Annotated in this window: 18 protein-coding genes; 12 read left to right on the top strand and 6 right to left on the bottom strand. The window is 61.9% G+C overall.

The genetic code is table 11. The features are described 5' to 3' along the window. Positions 1-140 precede the first annotated feature (140 nt). The 4 genes from NKI01_RS00940 to NKI01_RS00925 all read left to right on the top strand — a co-directional run bounded on the left by NKI01_RS00940 (position 141) and on the right by NKI01_RS00925 (position 3145). Positions 141-1514, top strand: coding sequence for a class II 3-deoxy-7-phosphoheptulonate synthase (locus NKI01_RS00940; RefSeq protein ID WP_352482211.1), 1374 nt, complete (start codon positions 141-143; stop codon positions 1512-1514). 147 nt (positions 1515-1661) lie between these two features. After that, complete coding sequence (locus NKI01_RS00935) at positions 1662-2081, top strand: GFA family protein (protein WP_352482212.1); 420 nt, start codon at positions 1662-1664, stop codon at positions 2079-2081. 76 nt (positions 2082-2157) lie between these two features. After that, a complete protein-coding gene (locus NKI01_RS00930) occupies positions 2158-2517 on the top strand; it encodes a diacylglycerol kinase (RefSeq protein ID WP_023720089.1) in 360 nt (119 codons plus the stop codon). 40 nt (positions 2518-2557) lie between these two features. Beyond that, a complete protein-coding gene (locus tag NKI01_RS00925) occupies positions 2558-3145 on the top strand; it encodes a hemerythrin domain-containing protein (protein ID WP_023720088.1) in 588 nt (195 codons plus the stop codon). Positions 3146-3148: 3 nt separating this feature from the next. On the opposite strand, the gene NKI01_RS00920 is transcribed toward NKI01_RS00925, so the two are convergent. Both NKI01_RS00920 and NKI01_RS00915 read right to left on the bottom strand, forming a co-directional pair. Next, the gene (locus NKI01_RS00920; RefSeq protein WP_023720087.1) at positions 3149-3736 is read right to left on the bottom strand and encodes a DedA family protein; all 588 of its coding nucleotides are present in this window, start codon (positions 3734-3736) and stop codon (positions 3149-3151) included. Continuing rightward, positions 3733-4296 (bottom strand): DUF1003 domain-containing protein, encoded by a 564-nt coding sequence (locus NKI01_RS00915; RefSeq protein WP_023720086.1) that lies wholly within the window; start codon positions 4294-4296, stop codon positions 3733-3735. Before NKI01_RS00915 ends, NKI01_RS00920 begins: the two co-directional genes overlap by 4 nt. 84 nt (positions 4297-4380) lie before the next feature. On the opposite strand from NKI01_RS00915, the gene NKI01_RS00910 reads away from it, so the two are divergent. The 5 genes from NKI01_RS00910 (at position 4381) to gltX (ending at position 10982) form a co-directional block, all read left to right on the top strand. Beyond that, positions 4381-5094, top strand: coding sequence for a DNA-3-methyladenine glycosylase I (locus tag NKI01_RS00910; protein ID WP_023720085.1), 714 nt, complete (start codon positions 4381-4383; stop codon positions 5092-5094). 65 nt (positions 5095-5159) lie between these two features. After that, on the top strand, positions 5160-6842 hold the full coding sequence (locus tag NKI01_RS00905) for an NAD+ synthase (RefSeq protein ID WP_352494564.1): 1683 nt from the start codon (positions 5160-5162) through the stop codon (positions 6840-6842). A gap of 26 nt (positions 6843-6868) precedes the next feature. After that, positions 6869-7282: a GNAT family N-acetyltransferase gene (locus tag NKI01_RS00900; protein WP_023720083.1), complete on the top strand. Its 414-nt coding sequence runs from the start codon at positions 6869-6871 to the stop codon at positions 7280-7282. Positions 7283-7669: 387 nt separating this feature from the next. Continuing rightward, positions 7670-9475, top strand: coding sequence for an ABC transporter ATP-binding protein (locus tag NKI01_RS00895; RefSeq protein ID WP_023720082.1), 1806 nt, complete (start codon positions 7670-7672; stop codon positions 9473-9475). A gap of 133 nt (positions 9476-9608) precedes the next feature. Next, positions 9609-10982: a glutamate--tRNA ligase gene (gene gltX, locus NKI01_RS00890; RefSeq protein ID WP_352482218.1), complete on the top strand. Its 1374-nt coding sequence runs from the start codon at positions 9609-9611 to the stop codon at positions 10980-10982. Here gltX and NKI01_RS00885 read toward each other — a convergent pair. After that, positions 10900-12102, bottom strand: a complete 1203-nt coding sequence (locus NKI01_RS00885; protein WP_023720080.1) for a DUF2865 domain-containing protein — start codon at positions 12100-12102, stop codon at positions 10900-10902. The genes gltX and NKI01_RS00885 overlap by 83 nt on opposite strands. A 240-nt stretch (positions 12103-12342) precedes the next feature. Here NKI01_RS00885 and NKI01_RS00880 point away from each other — a divergent pair, with 240 nt between their 5' ends. Continuing rightward, positions 12343-12963 carry a DUF1287 domain-containing protein gene (locus tag NKI01_RS00880; RefSeq protein WP_051409694.1) on the top strand — a complete coding sequence of 207 codons (621 nt, stop codon included), beginning with the start codon at positions 12343-12345 and terminating at the stop codon, positions 12961-12963. A gap of 12 nt (positions 12964-12975) precedes the next feature. Here NKI01_RS00880 and NKI01_RS00875 read toward each other — a convergent pair whose 3' ends face one another. Continuing rightward, complete coding sequence (locus tag NKI01_RS00875; RefSeq protein WP_352895317.1) at positions 12976-15300, bottom strand: NADP-dependent malic enzyme; 2325 nt, start codon at positions 15298-15300, stop codon at positions 12976-12978. 1114 nt (positions 15301-16414) lie between these two features. Next, positions 16415-16792: a hypothetical protein gene (locus NKI01_RS00870; protein WP_023720075.1), complete on the bottom strand. Its 378-nt coding sequence runs from the start codon at positions 16790-16792 to the stop codon at positions 16415-16417. A gap of 84 nt (positions 16793-16876) precedes the next feature. Here NKI01_RS00870 and NKI01_RS00865 point away from each other — a divergent pair, with 84 nt between their 5' ends. Beyond that, positions 16877-17167 (top strand): hypothetical protein, encoded by a 291-nt coding sequence (locus NKI01_RS00865; protein ID WP_031194317.1) that lies wholly within the window; start codon positions 16877-16879, stop codon positions 17165-17167. A gap of 74 nt (positions 17168-17241) precedes the next feature. Here the strand turns inward: NKI01_RS00865 and NKI01_RS00860 are convergent, their stop codons facing one another. Then, entirely contained in the window at positions 17242-18021 is a 780-nt protein-coding gene (locus NKI01_RS00860) for an SDR family oxidoreductase (RefSeq protein WP_352961564.1), read from the bottom strand. 153 nt (positions 18022-18174) lie between these two features. Between NKI01_RS00860 and NKI01_RS00855 the strand changes: the two genes are divergently transcribed. After that, a complete protein-coding gene (locus NKI01_RS00855; RefSeq protein ID WP_502896861.1) occupies positions 18175-18963 on the top strand; it encodes a UDP-2,3-diacylglucosamine diphosphatase in 789 nt (262 codons plus the stop codon). Positions 18964-19046: the final 83 nt, after the last annotated feature.

Here is a 19046-nt window from a genome sequence, read left to right as displayed (position 1 = left end):
CTTTCACCGTGCCGTGCCCATTCGCCACGCGGCCAATTCCGGTCTAGAATAGGAAATCGGCTTCGTGTATGGAGCCGCGACCCCATATTGGGCGGATTGGCGGGCGATGGCGTCCGTGCGAAAGAGCGTTGGGTGCTTCGATGACGAAATGGTCGCCGAATTCGTGGAGAGCTAAGCCGATCCAGCAGGTTCCTGCCTATCCGGACCTTGTCGCGCTGAGGAACACGGAAGCCCAGCTCGCCACCTTTCCGCCGTTGGTTTTTGCAGGTGAGGCGCGCAAGCTGAAGAAGCAGCTTGCAGCCGTCGCTGCCGGGGACGCATTCCTTCTGCAGGGTGGCGATTGCGCCGAGAGCTTCGCCGAGCATGGCGCCGACAATATCCGCGACTTCTTCCGCGTCTTTTTGCAGATGTCGGTGGTACTGACCTTCGCCGGCGCGCAGCCGGTGGTGAAGGTCGGCCGTGTCGCCGGCCAGTTCGCCAAGCCGCGCTCGTCCGACAATGAGACCAAGGGCGGTGTGACGCTGCCCAGCTATCGCGGCGACATCATCAATGGCATCGAGTTCGATGCCAAGTCGCGCATTCCCGATCCTGCGCGGCAGGAGATGGCGTACCGCCAGTCGGCGGCGACGCTCAACCTGTTGCGCGCCTTCGCCCAGGGCGGCTACGCCAGCCTGGAGAACGTGCATCAATGGATGCTCGGCTTCGTGTCCGACAGCCCGCAGGGCGAGAAATACGAGTCGCTCGCCAACCGCATCACCGAGACGATGGACTTCATGAAGGCCGTCGGCATCACCTCGGAGACCAATTACGCGCTACGCGAGACCGATTTCTACACCAGCCACGAAGCGCTGCTGCTCGGTTATGAAGAGGCGCTGACCCGCGTCGATTCGACTTCGGGCGACTGGTACGCCACCTCCGGCCACATGATCTGGATCGGCGATCGCACGCGCCAACCCGACCACGCGCATGTCGAATACTGCCGTGGCATCAAGAACCCGCTCGGCCTGAAATGTGGCCCGTCGCTGACGCCGGACGGCCTGTTGCAGCTCATCGACCTGCTCAATCCGGAGAACGAGCCTGGCCGGCTGACGCTGATTGCCCGCTTCGGTTCCGATAAGGTCGCCGAACATCTGCCCAAACTGGTGCGCGCGGTGCAGAAGGAAGGCCGCAGCGTGGTGTGGTCGTCGGATCCGATGCATGGCAATACCATCGAGGCCGCCGGCTACAAGACACGGCCGTTCGACCGCATCCTGAAGGAGGTGCAGACCTTCTTCGAGGTGCATCGCGTCGAAGGCACGCATCCCGGCGGCATCCACATCGAGATGACCGGCAAGAACGTCACCGAGTGCACCGGTGGTGCCCGCGCCATCACCGCCGAAGAGCTGCAGGATCGCTACCACACCCATTGCGACCCGCGCCTCAATGCCGACCAGGCGATCGAGCTGGCCTTCCTGGTGTCCGATCTGCTCAAGAAGAGCCATCCGGTCCAGCACAAGCAGGCCGTCAACGGCTGATGCGATCTGAACTTTGATATATTGAAAAAGCGCCGGAGAAATCCGGCGCTTTTTGTATTCAATCCGGCGGGTGTCGCATTTGCTCGTGCGTAACGCGCGCAAAACTGGAATCCTGCCAAGCGATGGCAATTGCATTGGGAGGCCGAGATGGCTGACAGTCACAGCGGATCATGCTTGTGCGGGGCAGTGCGGTTGCAGACGCGAGGACCGCTACGCGGCGTTATCTACTGCCATTGCTCGCAGTGCCGAAAGCAGAGCGGGCATTTTTATGCCGCGACCAATGTCGCCGATCGCGACATCACAATCGCCGGCGCAGAGAACGTCACCTGGTACGAGGCATCTTCGTTTGCCAGGCGCGGTTTTTGCAAGACATGCGGATCGCTGCTGTTCTGGAAACCGATGGAGGGTGGCTACGTTTCGGTCATGGCCGGCCTGTTCGACGCGCCAACCGGACTTCAAGGGGAATGTCATATCTTCGTCGGCGACAAGGGCGATTACTACGCGATCGACGATGGGCTGCCGCAGTTCGAGAAGTCGACGCCGTCGATCAAGGTAGCAGACGGCTGATTTTTGAAGAGGCCGCCTTATTCCCTTGATCCAGCCATTGCGCTATCCCCTGCCGGTGATTCCGAAGGGTTTTGGCATGCAGCGGCTGATCGACGCTTTTTACAATTCGGTGCGGGCGTTTCGCAAACTGGCCGCCGGCGAGGAGGCCTTCCAGCTGGAACTGGTCCTGCTTGTGCTTGCGCTGCCGCTCGGCTGGTTCCTTTCAGAATCGTGGCGCGGCTATGCCCTGCTGATCGGTGCGGTGCTGCTCATGATCATGATCGAAGTGCTGAACACCGGCATTGAGGCGGCATGCGACGCGTTCAGCCGCGAATTCAACATCGACATCCAGCTAGCCAAGGATTGCGGTTCGCTGGCGGTGCTGATTTCGGTGGTGATCGTCGCCGGCGTCTGGGGCGTCGCAGTCATCGAGCGCATCGTTGGGGTACCGATCTGAGGTTTCAGGCACCACATGCCGGTTAATCGAGGAGACCGATATGGCCGATACCGCCGGATTTCTGCTGCTTGAACGTGAGGGCCTGCCGGACGATCTGCGCTGGCTGGTGGAAAAATATCCGCGCGAGGACTGGCAGGCGCATGCCAACATCCACGGCATGGCCAATATGTGGCTGCAGCGGCACGACATGTTCCGCGACCTTGGCGGCATGCTCACCAACGGCATTGGCGATTATCGTGAGGGCAGGCTGAACGCGCCGGAATTCGCACGCTGGTTCGCGCCGCGCCTCAATCATTTCCTCGGCAATCTCGATGGCCACCACAATGTCGAGGACCATCACTATTTCCCGGTCTTCGCCAGGGCCGAGACTCGTCTGAAGCGCGGCTTCGAAATCCTGGATGCCGATCACCACACAATCCATGAGGGACTGGAGCGCAATGCCGAGGCGGCAAATGCCTTCATCGGCACGCTTCAGGAGAGCGAGGACAAACAGCGCTTCGCCGCCGATGCCTATGCCGACGAGAACAGCCGGCTGATCGCCATGTTGACCCGACATCTTGCCGACGAGGAAGACCTGATCATTCCGCTGATCCTCGAGAAGGGCGACCGCGCGCTCGGCATTGATTGACGATCAGCTTCCCTTGCGAAGCTCCTTCTTGGCGAGGACGTGCGACGCCAGCCAGCCGAGGATGGCCACAACGAGACCGATGACCAGGGCGATCAGCAACCGCTCGTGGCGGGCCAGCGCCTGGCCGACGATGCGCTCCGCGCCCAGCCCGAAGACATAACCGACAGTGCAGAACAGTGCCGCCCAGACTACCGACGAGATGGCGTTGAGGATGACGAAGCGCGCTGCGGCGATGCCCGACAGCCCGGCTGCGATACCACCGACCAGGCGCAGGCCATAGATGTAGCGGTTCGACAGCACGAAAATGTTGGGATGAGAGGTGACAAGGCGGTAGGCGTGGCTGAACCCTGGCCGGGCTCGGAGTCCGATCACGAATTTATGGTCGGCGAAGCTCCGTCCCAGGATGAAAAAGAACGTGTCGCCACCGAAGGCGCCGAGCGCCGCCGCGAGGAAGGCCTGCCACGGGACGAAGACATGCTGATGCGCAAAGAAACCGCCAAGGATGGCGGCGCTTTCGCCCTCGGCGACGCAGCCCAGAAAAACCGCGACCAGCCCATATTGCTCAATGAGACGATGAATGGCTTCCGTCATGAAGACGTCCGCTGCTTCGACAGAATCTCGTCGATGCGCTTCACCTGCTCGGCCAGCCGGGCGATCTCGTCTCGCATGCCGATGATCTGGCTGTGGCGCAGTTCGTCGAGCTTTTCATGCAACGCCATGATCTCGATCTCGGCCTTGAGATTAACCTCATAGTCGTGGGCGGCGTCGATACGATCGCGCTCGGTCTGGCGGTTCTGCGCCATCATGATCACTGGCGCCTGCAGGGCAGCAACCATGGAAAGCACGAGATTGAGGAAGATGAAAGGATAGGGATCGAAGGCGGCGCGCGACAAGAGCCAGACATTGCCTGCCGTCCACAGGATCAGGAAGCCAATGAATGTCAGGATGAAGGACCACGAACCGCCGATCCGGGCGATGGTGTCAGCCAGGCGGTCGCCAAACGTCTGGTGAAAGGCGACGGCCTTGTTGGTGTCCTTGGAGATCGTGGTGCGCTCGAGCGTTGATTGCAGCACCCGGCTTTCGAGCGCGCTGAGGCCGTCCGGCTTTCGCTTCAGCCAGCGGTTTGCCAGGTCCTCGATCGTTTTGTTCATCGTCGCCTCCGTCGTCAGCGATAGAGGTAGAAGCTGCCGGTTCATACGGGAAGTGGTAGATTGACGCGATGGGGTCAGGAAACAATGGTGGATTTTCAGAAGATTCGCGCCCGTGCGGCGAAACGCAAAGGCGGTGAGGCAGCGCTGACGTCGCTGCTGGGCCCTACGCCCGACAATGCCGCGCTGGCAAAGATTGCGGATGACCGGATCCTGTCGACCATGGCCGAACGGGTCTTTGCCGCCGGCTTCGTCTGGCGCGTCATCGAGCAGAAATGGCCAGGTTTCGAGGAAGCATTTCTTGGCTTCGAGCCGAAGCGGCTGCTGTTCCAGCCTGACGATTTCTGGCACGATCTCACCGCCGACAAGCGCATCGTGCGCAATCCGCAGAAGATCAAGTCGGTACGCGACAACGCAGCCTTCGTCGAGCGCGTGTCGAAGGAGCATGGCAGCTTCGGCAAGTTCCTCGCCGACTGGCCGGCCGGCGATCAGGTCGGGCTGATGGCTTATCTCGGCAAGCACGGGAGCCGGCTCGGCGGCAATACCGGCCAGTATTTTCTGCGCTGGCTGGAGTGGGACGCCTTCATCGTCTCGGCCGACATGGCGGCAGCGCTGCGCGACGCCGGGCTCGACATCGCGCAGAGCCCGACATCGAAGAAGGACCTAGACAAGATCCAGGTGCAGATCAACGCCTGGGCGGCGGAGACCGAGCTGCCGCGCCGACACATTTCGCGCATTCTGGCAATGTCGATCGGCGAGAACCATCCGCCGGAGGCGCTACGCGAATATATGGGCGAATAGGACCGATTGTTTGGTCCAAACGAACGCCATTGCCCGACGAATTTTGCCGCGCTAAACCCGCAGGCATGATCGACAAGACCGCTCCAGACATATTGCGCATCGCCGTCGCCCAGCTCAATCCGACGGTCGGCGACGTCGCCGGCAATCTTGCCAAGGCGCGCGAGGCGAGGGCGGATGCCGCCCGCCAGGGCGCCGATCTCGTGCTGTTCACCGAGCTTTTCCTGGCCGGCTATCCGCCTGAGGATCTGGTGCTGAAGCCCGCCTTCCTGAAGGCCTGCGAGCGGGCTGCCGAGGACTTCGCCGGCGATACCGCCGATGGCGGCCCGGGCGTCATCATCGGCACGCCGCTGAAGCGCAAGACCGGCACGCACAATTCGATCATCTTTGCCGATGGCGGCAAGATCCTTGCCGAACGCTACAAGCTCGATCTGCCGAATTACGGTGAGTTCGACGAGAAGCGCGTCTTCCAGGCCGGACCCGAGATCCAAGGGCCGGTCAATTTCCGCGGCGTGCGGGTGGGAGTGCCGATCTGTGAAGATATCTGGGGCGAGATTGCCGTCTGCGAGACGCTGGCCGAAAGCGGCGCGGAAATCCTGCTGGTCCCGAACGGCTCGCCCTATTACCGCGGCAAGGTCGACGTCCGCCACCAGATCGTCATCCGCCAGGTCATCGAATGCGGACTGCCGATTATCTATGCCAACCAGCTTGGCGGCCAGGACGAGCTGATCTTCGACGGCGCGTCGTTTGCCATAGGCTCTGACAAGACGCTGGCCTTCCAGATGAGCCAGTTCGAGGAGACGGTCAACGTCACCACCTGGAAGCGAAAGAATGACGTCTGGGTCTGCTCTGACGGACCGATGTCGAAAATCCCGGAGAAGGAGGAGGCCGACTATCGCGCCTGCATGTTGGGCCTGCGCGACTACGTCAACAAGAACGGCTTCAAGAATGTCGTGCTCGGCCTTTCCGGCGGCATCGATTCGGCGATCTGCGCGGCACTTGCCGTCGATGCGCTCGGCGAGGAACGGCTGCGCGCCGTGATGATGCCTTACCGCTACACTTCGACGGACTCGCTCAAGGACGCCGAGGACTGCGCCCGCGCGCTCGGCTGCCGCTACGATATCGTGCCGATCTTCGAGCCGGTCGAGGGCTTCCTGCACACACTGACGCAGCTTTTCGAGGGCACCAAGGAAGGCATCACCGAGGAAAACCTGCAGAGCCGGGCCCGTGGCACCATCCTGATGGCGATTTCCAACAAGTTCGGCTCGATGGTGGTCACTACCGGCAACAAGAGCGAGATGTCGGTAGGCTACGCCACGCTCTATGGCGACATGAATGGCGGCTTCAACCCGATAAAGGACCTCTACAAGATGCAGGTCTATGCGTTGTCGCGCTGGCGCAACGCGCATGTGCCGCCGGGCGCGCTAGGCCCGTCCGGCGAGGTGATCCCGAACAATATCATCGACAAGGCGCCCTCGGCGGAACTGCGCGAGAACCAGACCGACCAGGATTCGCTGCCGCCCTATCCAGTGCTCGACGACATATTGGAGTGTCTGGTCGAGAACGAGATGGGTGTCGACGAGATCGTTGCGCGCGGCCATGACCGGGCGACGGTGACGCGCGTCGAGCACCTGCTTTACGTCGCCGAATACAAGCGCCGGCAGGCAGCGCCCGGCGTGAAGATCACCAGGAAGAATTTTGGCCGCGACCGCCGCTATCCTATTACCAACCGGTTCAGGGATGGCGGGTAGGCGATTGGCTGCATAACGGTTTAGCCATGGCCAACTTTGAAATCAGCTTCGACCTGTCGCAGATCGACTTCCGGGCGACGTCCGACATTTTGAAGGAGAGCTATTGGGGCAGCGGCCGCAGCGATGAACTGCACCGCCGCGCCTTTGCCAACTCACTGTGCGTCGGCGCCTATGTCGGCGGCAATCAGGTCGGCTTTGGCCGGGCGATCACCGACCGTACGGTATTTGCCTATCTCGCCGACATCATTGTCTGGCCCGGGTATCGCGGGCAAGGCATCGGGACCCGGCTTGTCCAGGCGCTTATCGACCACCCGGATTGCAAGACTGTCACCCACTGGAGCCTGTCTACCAACGATGCCCACGCGGTCTACGAGAAGCTCGGCTTCAGGCCTTCCACCGACGGCCGCTATATGCGCTTCGACCGTATCCCGGCAACCTGAACAGAGGCAGCGCACAACCCGCGATTGTTGCAAAATCGTCTCACTGGTTGGACCAGATGCGCTTTCGACCATCTACTGACTTGGCGCGGCGTTGAGGCGTCTCTATAAACGCCTTTCCGCGATCCCCTAGGGGAGGACCGAAATGCCAGGATTTGACATCGTTATGCGAGGCCGCGAAGCCTAGGTCTCAATCGGCGAGCCAGAAGGTTCTTACCTTTGCGGCGAAGTCGAGCTGAGAACAGGCGTTCGTCGATGCCGGTCGCCGCCCGTATTCGGGCGAGCCGCCAATGTGCCGAACCTCCGCATTCCCTGGGTGCTAATTCGCCCGACGCGGTTTTTTCAATTTCGACCTTTCCGGGATCGGGCTCGTTGCGCCCGAATGACATCATGGCTCGTTTTCGAATAGATTTGCGCGCGGGCGCCTTTCGCAGCGTTCTTGGTTTTACGCTCAGTCATTGGCGGCGCCAGCCGTGGCGGCTTTCGCTGATCATGGCCACATTCCTGCTGTCGACCCTGGCCGACGTGCTGACGCCGCTCTATTCCGGCCGGCTGGTCGACGCCGTTGCCAGCAGTGCCACTGCCGACGATGTCGCATGGAATGCCGCGACGGCTGCCTTTTCGATGCTGGTGGCCCTGGCGCTCACCGGTGTCGTGCTGCGCAATCTCGCCTTCATGGCCATCGTCGAACTGACCCTGAAGATGATGGCCGACATCGCCGCCGATGCCTTCCACCGCGTCCAGCGCTTCTCCACCGACTGGCACGCAAACAGCTTCGCCGGATCGACGGTGCGCAAGATAACGCGCGGCATGTGGGCGCTCGACCTGCTCAACGACACGATCCTGATCGCGCTGCTGCCGTCGGTCGTCATGCTTGTCGGCTCGACGCTGTTGCTCGGCTGGTTCTGGCCGCTGATGGGCGCGGTCGTCGCGACGGGCTCGGTGCTGTTCATCGGCGTAACGACGATGCTGTCGCTCGGCTATGTCGCCCCCGCGGCAAGGCTTGCCAATGCGTGGGATACGCGGCTTGGCGGCTCGCTGGCCGATGCGGTGAGCTGCAACGCCGTGGTCAAGGGTTTTGGCGCCGAGGAGCGCGAGGAGACACGGCTTGCCGACGTCGTCGCCAAATGGCGCGCACGCACGCGGCGCACCTGGGTGCGCGGCACCGTCAACGGCACCACGCAAGGCACGATGCTGCTGCTTTTGAGGGCAGCGGTCATCGGCTTTTCCCTGCTTTTGTGGTCGTGGGGGCAGGCGAGCGCCGGCGACGTCGCCTTCGTGCTGACCTCATTCTTCGTGCTGCAAGGCTATCTGCGTGACATCGGCACGCATATCCGCAATCTGCAGCGCTCGATCAATGACATGGAGGAACTGGTCGACTTCCAGTCCGAACCACTCGGCATCGAGGATCGGCCCGGAGCCAAGCCGATCCGGATCACCGATGGCCGTATCACCTTCGACAATGTCACGTTCCACTACGGTAGCCACCGCTTGCCGCTTTATCGGGACTTTTCGGTGGATATCGCTCCGGGCGGGCGGGTCGGGCTGGTTGGCCATTCGGGCTCCGGCAAGACCACGTTCGTCAAGCTGATCCAGCGCCTCTATGACGTGACTGCGGGCAATATCCTGATCGACGGCCAGGATATTGCCAATGTCGCGCAGGCGTCGCTGCGCGCACAGATCGCGATTGTCCAGCAGGAGCCGATCCTGTTCCACCGGTCGCTGGCTGAAAACATCGCCTATGCCCGGCCGAGCGCCACGCAGGCCGAGATCGAGCACGCGGCGCGCTTGGCCAGCGCGCATGACTTCATCGCCGATTTGCCGAAAGGCTATGGCACGTTGGTCGGCGAGCGTGGCGTAAAGCTGTCGGGCGGCGAGCGTCAGCGTGTTGCAATCGCACGCGCCTTCCTCGCCGATGCGCGCATCCTCATCCTGGACGAGGCAACGTCGAGCCTCGATTCGGAATCGGAGGTGCTGATCCAGCAGGCGATGGAGCGCTTGATGGTCGGCCGCACGACGCTGGTCATCGCCCACCGGCTGTCGACCGTGCGCGCGCTGGACAGGCTTCTGGTGTTCGATCGCGGCCGCATTGTCGAGGAGGGATCGCATGACCAACTGATCCGGCTGCAAGGCGGCATCTACCGCCGGCTGTTCGAACGTCAGGCGCTTGAGCTGACCAAAGGCCTGGTGATCTGACGGTTACGGCGCGGCGCGTCTTAATGGACGCGCGGCGCTGCCGTCTTTTCTTCGTCTTCGTCATGTTCTATGTCTGCCGCAGAGCGCGGGGGCGCGTCTTGTCAACAGCAAAACCATCCGGTACGCCCCGCTCATGACAGTTACCGTCCGTTTCGCCCCGTCACCGACCGGCCGCATCCATATCGGCAATGCGCGCACCGCTTTGTTCAACTGGCTGTTCGCCATCAAGAACAAGGGCCGCTTCATCCAGCGCTTCGACGATACCGACGTTGCCCGTTCGACGCAGGAATTTTCCGACGCCATCCTTTATGATCTGCATTGGTTGGGCATCTTCCCCGATGCCACGGAGTATCAGTCGCGGCGGGTCGAAATCTATGATGCCGCACTGGAAAGGCTGAAGGAGGCCCGCCTCGTCTATGCCTGCTATGAGACGCCTGAAGAGCTCGACCTGAGGCGCAAGGTGCGCCGCACGCGTGGCCTGCCGCCAGTCTATGGCCGCGAGGCGCTGACGCTCGCACCCGAGCAGGTCGCGGAATATGAGGCCGATGGCCGGCGGCCGCACTGGCGCTTTCTGCTGCCCAACTTCAGCAGCGATCCGCTGCAGCCGGAGCGCACCGAAATCCACTGGAACGACCTGGTGCGCGGCGAGGAGACCGTCGACCTCGCCTCGCTTTCAGATCCCGTTCTGCGGCGCGAGGACGGCACCTATCTCTACACACTGCCTTCGGTGATCGACGACATCGACATGGGCGTCAGCCATGTCATTCGTGGCGACGACCACGTCACCAATACCGGCGTCCAGATAGCCCTGTTCCGGGCGCTCAGCGCCGAGCCGCCGGTGTTCGGCCACCACAATCTTCTGACAACAGCATCAGGCGAGGGGCTTTCCAAGCGCACCGGCGCGCTGTCCATACAGAGCCTGCGTGAGAGCGGCATAGAGCCAATGGCGGTCGCTTCGCTAGCGGTACTCGTCGGTACCTCGGAAAACGTCGTGGCGGTGCCGACGATGGCTGAACTTGCCGAGCGCTTCGATCCGGCGGCAACATCGAAATCCGCCGCCAAATTCGATCCGGACGAGCTCTTCGTGCTCAACCGCACGCTGCTGCACCACATGCCCTTTTCCGAGGCGCGCGACCGGCTGATCGTGCTCGGCATCTCTGGCGAACAGGCCGAGCCTTTCTGGCTGGCGGTGCGCGGCAATCTCGACAGGCTGGCCGATGCGGCGATCTGGTGGCGCACACTTCGCGACGGTCCAGAGGAGCCGGCGGAGTTTTCCGACGATGACCGCGACTTTCTTCGCCAGGCGTTCGAACTGCTGCCGGAGGAGCCTTGGAACGGCACCGTCTGGAAAGACTGGACCGGCAAAATCCGAGCGGCGAGCGGCCGTAAGGGCAAGGCGCTGTTCATGCCGCTGAGGCTGGCGCTTACGGGACAGCCTTCGGGTCCGGAGCTTGCAGATCTGTTGCCGCTGCTGGGTCGGGAAGGAACGTTGGCCCGACGACCCTGACCTTGCGCTGTTCGGGCGGCGGCAGGGACGTCAGCGAAGGCACGGGTTTGACGGCAAGGCGTCTGATCGCCTCACGGTCGAGGCCGCCTTCCGCGTTGGCCAAGGTCTCCGGGTCGGCGCCCGGATCAGGCCTGGCAACCGGCACCGGAATGAACGGAGTGGTCTCCACGTTCGCTTCGGATCGTTCCGGGCTGGGCGGGTTGCCGGCGATGATTTCGAAATTCTGCGCGGCATTGCAGCCGCATGCCGGCGGCCGTGGCATGTCGGACTGCTTGTAGAGGTAGGCCGTCGGCAGTTCGATATAAGGCCTGCCGGTCACCGAAGACGTCATGGACGCCGAATCGCTGTTCATGCCGCGCGTGTAGAAAACCTGCATCTCGGTGCCGGGGCAGCTCGATTCGCAATTCTTCTGGTCGCGCTCGAAATCGCCGAGCGAGGCAGCATTCGACATCGGGAAGAAATAACCGTCGCAGGTCCGCACACACATGGTGCGGAATTCTCCTCGCGGCTGGCCCATGTCGGCGTTGTTGAGCAGGGTGCGGATGTTGCCCGGCTGACTTAGCTCTTCAGCCTGGCTGGGCTCTTCACGCTGGTCGGGCGCATCGGATTCACTGCCCAAAAGCTGCTCGAGCAGGTTTCCGTTGCCGTTTTCATCGCTGGCTTCGCGAACCGGTGCGGGCTTTGATGGCGCCGCTTCGTCGCGGCAGCCATTGGCGTCAAGCGAGGTCAATATGCGCGCGCGATCGCGTCGCGAACCACCGCTGTCAAGCTCAGCGCGCTTGGCCTGCAAGTCGTCGAGATTGGCAGCCATGCGATCGATGGTGGCGTCGAGTGCCGCGCATACGTTGGCGTTGCGGCGAGACAGCGAAAAGCCGCAGCCGGCGCTGCTGGATTGGCTGACGGCCTTTGAAATCTGCTGGCGCTGCCGGGCGATCGCGTCGTCATATTTCCTGAGCAAGGCCGGTTTGCCGCCGCCACCACGAGAAGCGGCAGCAAGATCGGCTTCAAGCTGGCGGCAGAGGCGGGAGGCGGCCTGCGCCTGAGTGACGGCGATGTCGCACAGTAGCAGGGCACCGAGCAGCGCGGCGGCCCGCGTCAGCTTCCAACGTGCGCCCGTCATCGCTCCGGAACTCCGCCTGTCTGCCGTTCTGAAAGCTACCGCGCTTGCGGTTAAGCGTTTGTTTAGCATATCGCTGATTCCGGCTTCAGCCCAAATCGGCGATGGCTTGCGCCTTGTGCGCGGCTTCGACCACAACCAGCGCGTCATATCGACCACGCCGCACGGCATACTCGGACATTGTCAGGACCGCGACACCCTGGCAGAAGAATGCCTGGATCCAGCAATGCCCGGAGGCTTGGCATGACCGCGATTACCCGTCGAGCCGCAGTGCAATTTGGTCTTTTGTGCCTGGCGATGCCGGTTGCCATGGCGCAGGAAAAGCCCATCACGCCGGATTGGGGCACCAAATTGGTCGAAGCCGCCCGTGAGCAGATCGGCGTCACCACGCTCTACGATCCGACCTATACACGCCTGGCCTATCCGGGCGGGGACGTTGAGCCCGAGCGGGGTGTGTGCACGGATGTCGTGATCCGTGCCTATCGCCGCGCCTTCGATCTCGATCTGCAAGAATTGGTGCATGAGGATATGCGGGCCAATTTTGCCGCCTATCCGAAGGCTTGGGGCCTGAAAGCGCCCGACCGCAACATCGACCACCGCCGTGTGCCCAATCTTGCGGTCTATTTTGAGCGGCGCGGTGCTGCCTTGCCCGTCAGCCAAGACCCCGCCGACTATCGGCCTGGGGATCTCGTCGCCCAGATGCTGCCCGGCAATCTGTCGCATATTGCCATCGTGTCGTCCAATCGCTCCACTGTGGTGCCGACAAGAGGGCTGGTCATTCACAATATCGGTGGCGGCGCCAGGGAAGAGGACACTTTGTTTGCCTTCAGGCAGACAGGGCATTTCCGGTTCGGGCCAATCTGAGAAAGCCCACGGCTAGCCCAGATCGACGATGGCTTGCGCCTTATGCGCGGCTTCGACCACGGCCAGTGCCGTCATATTGACGACGCCGCGCGAGGTGACCGACGGCGTCAATATGTGCGCCGGGCTGTCGGTGCCGAGCAGGATCGGGCCGACATGCAGCGCGTCCATCATCGTGCGCAGCGCGGTCAGCGTGATGTTCGCCGAATCGAGATTGGGGAACACCAGCAGATTGGCTTCGCCCTTCAGCCGCGAATGCGGATAGACGCGCTGGCGCAGCTGCTCCGATAGCGCCGAGTCGGCATGCATCTCGCCGTCGCATTGCAGGTCGGGCGCGATGCGCGCCAAGATCGCCGCCGCCTGCCGCATCTTCATGGCGCTTGGCGAATCGCGGGAGCCAAAATCCGAATGCGACAGCAGCGCTGCCTTGGGCTCGATGCCGAAACGCTGAATCTCCTCGGCCGCCAAAACGGTCATCTCAGCAATCTCCTCGGCGGTCGGATCGACGGAGACATGGGTGTCGGTGAGGAAAATGATGCCGCGCTGCGAAATCAGCATGGAAAGCGTCGACAGGTCGCGATCCTTGATGCCGGCGCGCGGCCCGATGATCAGCGTCACGTTGCGCAAATGGCGCTCGAAACGGCCTTCGAGGCCGCAGACCATGGCGTCGGCGTCGCCGCGCTTCAGGGCAAGGGCGGCGATCACCGTATTGTCGGTGCGCACCATGGTGCGCGCCGCTTCCGTCGTCACGCCACGGCGGCCGGCAAGCTCGATCAAGAGATCGACATAATGGCGGTAACGCGGATCGTCTTCCGGGTTGATCAAGCCGAAATCGACGCCGGGCTTGATGCGCAGCCCATAGCGTTTCAACCGCACCTCGATGACGTGCGGGCGGCCGATCAGGATCGGTTCGGCAATGCCTTCCTCGAGCACGACCTGCGCGGCGCGAAGCACGCGCTCGTCCTCGCCGTCGGCATAAATGACGCGCTTGGCGCTCGACGTCTTGGCCATCGAGAATACCGGCTTCATGACCAGGCCGGAGCGGAAGACGAAGCGGTTCAGCTTGTCGATATAGGCGGCGAAATCGGTGATCGGACGGGTCGCGACGCCGCTCTCGCAGGCTGCCTTGGCGACGGCAGGGGCGATGCGCAGGATCAGTCGCGGGTCGAAAGGCGAGGGGATCAGGAACTCCGGACCGAAGATCGGCGTCTCGCCGGAATAGGCACGCGCGGCAACGTCGGATGGCTCTTCGCGGGCGAGCGCTGCAATCGCTCGCACGGCGGCCATCTTCATCTCTTCGTTGATGGCGCTTGCGCCGCAATCCAGCGCGCCACGGAAGATGTAAGGAAAACAGAGTACGTTATTGACTTGATTGGGGAAATCGGAGCGGCCCGTGCAGATCATCGCGTCGGGCCGTGCTGCCCGTGCCGCTTCCGGCATGATCTCGGGATTGGGGTTGGCCAGCGCCAGGATCAGCGGCTTGGGCGCCATGTGATGGAGCAGTTCCGGTTTCAGTACGCCGGCGGCTGACAGGCCGAGAAACACGTCGGCGCCGGGCAGAACGTCGGCCAGCGTACGCGCCTCGGTATCCTTCACATAGGGGTCTTTCCAGCGGTCCATCTCCTCGACGCGGCCCTTATGGGCGACCCCGAACCGGTCGGTGACCCAGATGTTTTCGACCCGCGCGCCGAGCGAGACCAGAAGGTTGAGGCAGGCAAGAGCGGCAGCGCCGGCGCCCGACGTGACGATCTTGATGTCGGAAATGGACTTGCCGGCGAATTCCAGCCCATTGAGCACAGCGGCGGCGACGATGATGGCGGTGCCGTGCTGGTCGTCGTGGAAGACCGGTATGCCCATGCGGGCTTTCAACTGCTCCTCGACTTCGAAGCATTCCGGCGCCTTGATGTCCTCAAGGTTGATGCCGCCGAAGGTTGGTTCCAGCGCGGAGATCGTCTCGACCATGCGCTCGATGCCCGGTGCGTCGATCTCGATGTCGAAGACATCGATGCCGGCGAACTTCTTGAACAGTACGGCCTTGCCTTCCATCACGGGCTTGGAGGCGAGCGGTCCGATATTGCCGAGGCCCAGCACCGCCGAACCGTTGGTGACGACGCCAACAAGATTAGCGCGGGCGGTATAGTCGGCGGCGGTTGCCGGATCGTCGCGGATTTCAAGACAGGGCGCCGCGACGCCCGGCGAATAGGCAAGCGCCAGGTCGCGCTGGTTGCCGAGCGGCTTCGTCGCCTGGATTTCAAGCTTTCCGGGCCGGGGGTGCTTGTGGAAGTAGAGCGCTGCTTCGTCGAGGTCGGATCGCGCCGCCTTCTTGCTTTCGCCTGTCATGACGGCCGCCTCCTCGGTTCAGTCCGTTTGGTGTTTCGAGTCTCTTAGCATGCAGCCGCGGCTTTTCGAGAGGTGATATGTCGCAAGTGCGACGCTTATGGCTTCACGCCGCCGTCGGGCCGTCTGGTCTGCCATTGAGATGTCGGGACGACAGGCGGGTGCTGCGGCGAGCTGCGCCGCCGAATGTCTGCTCGGGTGGTTTGCGGATGATTAGGTATTCTTTCGCTAGTCCGCTGTGGCGCTGTTGCTCTCATAAAGTACACGAAAGAAACTCTTAGAATAGCGGTCGTACCACGCGGCAGCCCACTCACCGACAAGTCGCTCTGTCGACGACACCCTACGCCGGTAGTCGACTGTTCGGCGGACACCTCCTTCCTCAAGATCAATGTCCAGGTGGGTAAGCTTTGGGGTCGCATCCGAAAACCTGAGATACATATATGCAAACACGGCGATGTGACGTTTTCCCATTGACAAGCAACGATTTTCAATCGCCACCACGGCAGACTGGACTGTCGCGAAATCCTCTAGCCTAACCGCTCGTTCTAGACGAACGAAGTCAAGGAACAATCTCCTGTCGGCAATTGCAAGGCTGCCGTCGGCCGTGGTTCGAACCCCGTGTGACAGCAGTTTTTGCTTAACAAAGCGATAGATAGAAGACGCCATCCGCCGGTCTCATTTTCGATTGCGAGGCAGGACATAGCATGCGGACTAACCCTAGTCCTTGTGAACTGAGTGCCGTTTTGAGCATAGTGTCGCCGTGTCTCGGGCTGGCCTGAGGGCGCCCGTAACGGGTCGAAAGCGGTCAGGGGAAACCCGTATTTCTGTCTCGCTCCTGCCATTCAGGAAGTCCGGCCGCTCTTATCCGCTCGATACGGCGGATGGCATGACTAATTGATTTGGCCGCATATGGCAGGTTTTCAGGAGTTTGCAGGTGGCGAAAGTAGCTACGCGCTGCCGCAAGCGATGTGCGCCAAATCTCTTCAGAGGCGTATTCCGTGTCCACAGCTATGATCCATGCTCTTCCGACAGGATGCGATGCCCGTACTTGCCGCGTCGCCAATCTCACAGCTTTAGAATAGTCGCATAGGGTTACGCAAAGGGTGTAAGACCGACGCTACGCTCCCGTCCAAAGACGGCTCCGCAGCGACTGCACCTCTTCCCGCGAAAGGGGCGCGCTCTCGTCTGACAGGAAGAACAGAACCTCCGAGATGCCATCGTCCGCAAAGTTGAAGTCGTCGCTCATGATCAGCGCATCGGCAATGTAGGCGGCTGCTTGGATCGGTAGGATGCCGTCTGCCAGCTGACCAACCAGCACGTCTACATGTCGACGATTAATGATCGTATTTGGCCCGTCAGTGATGATGACATGCCCCACGCAGCCGGGCTTGGATGCGGCGGCTACGCATTCGTTCACTTCGGCTTCAATCTCCCGCCAAAGCTCGTCGGGTGGTTTCTCGCCGTTGAGGAAGGATATGAGGGACGAGTGTTGCATTGCGGACCTTATGCTTACGGCTCCAACGTCCGCAATGGGTGGTAGTGGGTCAGTTTGAAGTCAAAAGGGACAGCCTGAATTGCCATGTGCTATGTCTCCGGTATGAAGACCTATGATTTTGATCCTATCGAGTTCGCCAAATTAGAGTTCCTATTGGCTCACGCCGTTAGTTTTCTCCATCAAGAGCGGAGCAAGGCCGAACTCGATCAATTCCGGGCCAAATTCTTCCCAATTGTTCATGATGCATATTATCAGGTTTTGGGATCCAAGATTGACGGACGCCAGTATGAGGCAATCTCTGAATCTGATCCTTGGGCTCCGGAGTTGCCTCCGGAGCGGGTTATCGAACTCCTAGCTGAGATATTCAAAGCTTAGATTTCAAACCGACCCACTACCCAATGGGTCGCTTCCCGCCGTTACCAGCGGGTGCCAAGCCTTGGATTCCGCCATTAGAACGCGCTGACGTAGAGACCTCCGTCCACCGGTATGTTCTGCCCGGTCAGGTAGCCGGCATGAACCGAGCACAGGAAGGCGCAGATCTGGCCGAATTCCTCCGGCGTGCCGAGCCGTTTGGCCGGAACGTCGGCGCTGATGCGCGCCTTGCGCGCGGCGGCGGCGGCCGGATCTTCGGGCGTGCCGGCCTCGTGCGGGCCGCGCAGCCGGTCGGTGTCGAGCTTGCCCGGCAGCATGTTGTTGATCGTCACATTGCGGTCGATCACCGTCCGCGCGACGCCGGCCAGGAACGAAGTGAGGCCGGCGCGCGCGCCGGACGACAGGTCGAGGCCGGGGATAGGAACATAGACCGACAGCGAGGTGATGTTGACGATGCGGCCGAAGCCGCGCGCCGCCATGCCGTCGATCACGGCCTGAACCAGCTCGACCGGCGTCACCATGTTCTGGGTGACGCCTTCGAGGATGTTTTCGCGATCGAGCGCACGGAAATCGCGAAGCGGCGGACCGCCATTGTTGTTGACGAGGATGTCGGGATCGGGGCAGGCGGCAAGCAGCGCCTTCTGGACGTCGGGCTTGGATACGTCGCCGACGATCTCGGTCACGCTGACGCCGAATTTCTCGCGCAGTTCAGCGGCGGTTTTGGCCAGCACGTCGGCGTTGCGGCCGTTGACGACCAGATCGCAGCCTGCCTCGGCCAGCGCCATGGCGCAACCGCGTCCCAGCCCCTTGCTCGAGGCGCAGACTATGGCCTTCTTGCCGCGAATACGGAGGTCCATGGTGATTTTCTCCTCTGATTGCCGCGGCAACCTACCCGTATGGCTGGACCAATCGCAACCGTCATACGGTTGTTGCATGAATCGGGGCATAGCCTCACGCGAAAGCAACGGTGACAAATGATGTCCGGCGCAGAGCCCCGCACTTTCCGCAGCATGTTCATCTCCGACGTCCATCTCGGATCGAAGGCGGCGAAGGCCGAGTTCCTGATCGATTTCCTGCGCCATCACGATGCCGATATCATCTATCTCGTCGGCGATATCGTCGACGGCTGGCGCTTGAGACGGAGCTGGCACTGGCCGCAGAGCCACAATGACGTGGTCCAGAAATTGCTGCGCAAGGCGCGCAAGGGCGCCAGCATCACCTACATCGCCGGCAACCATGACGAGTTCGCGCGGCAGTTTCAAGGTGTGCATTTCGGCGGCATTGTCGTCGCCGATCGCGCCGTCCACGAGACCGCCGATGGCAAACGCCTTCTTGTCATCCATGGCGACCAGTTCGACACCGTCGTCCACAATGCGCGCTGGCTGGCCTATCTAGGCGACTATGCCTATGACGCGGCGATGCTGGTCAATCGCGTCATCACGCGCCTGCGCCAAGTGCTCGGCCTGCCTTACTGGTCGTTCTCGTCCTGGGCCAAGGTCAAGGTCAAGAAGGCGGTGAATTTCATCGGCTCGTTCCAGACCGTGCTGAGCGAGGAGGCGCGCCGCTCGCATGTCGACGGCGTGATCTGCGGGCACATCCACCATGCCGCGATCGAAAGCTACGAGGACGTGCAGTACATCAACACCGGCGACTGGGTGGAGAGCTGCACGGCGGTGGTCGAGCATTTTGACGGCCGGATGGAGATACTGCATTGGGCGCATGTCCTGCCGGAGACTCCGGTCGGCAGCGAGGTGCTCGTGCCGATCGACATCAAGGGCAGGGCAGTCCAGGCGGCTTGACCAAACCCGGCCTCACCTCGCTTTAATCGGTTAGTCCAGCGGTTTCATCCACTTTTTCGCCGTGTTATGCAGCGGCTGGTGTG

Origin of the sequence: Mesorhizobium sp. M0815 (genome assembly GCF_040319995.1) — a bacterium.
Lineage (GTDB): Bacteria > Pseudomonadota > Alphaproteobacteria > Rhizobiales > Rhizobiaceae > Mesorhizobium.
Note: the sequence above shows the minus strand (reverse complement) of the source record. Positions and strands in the feature narration are given on the sequence as shown.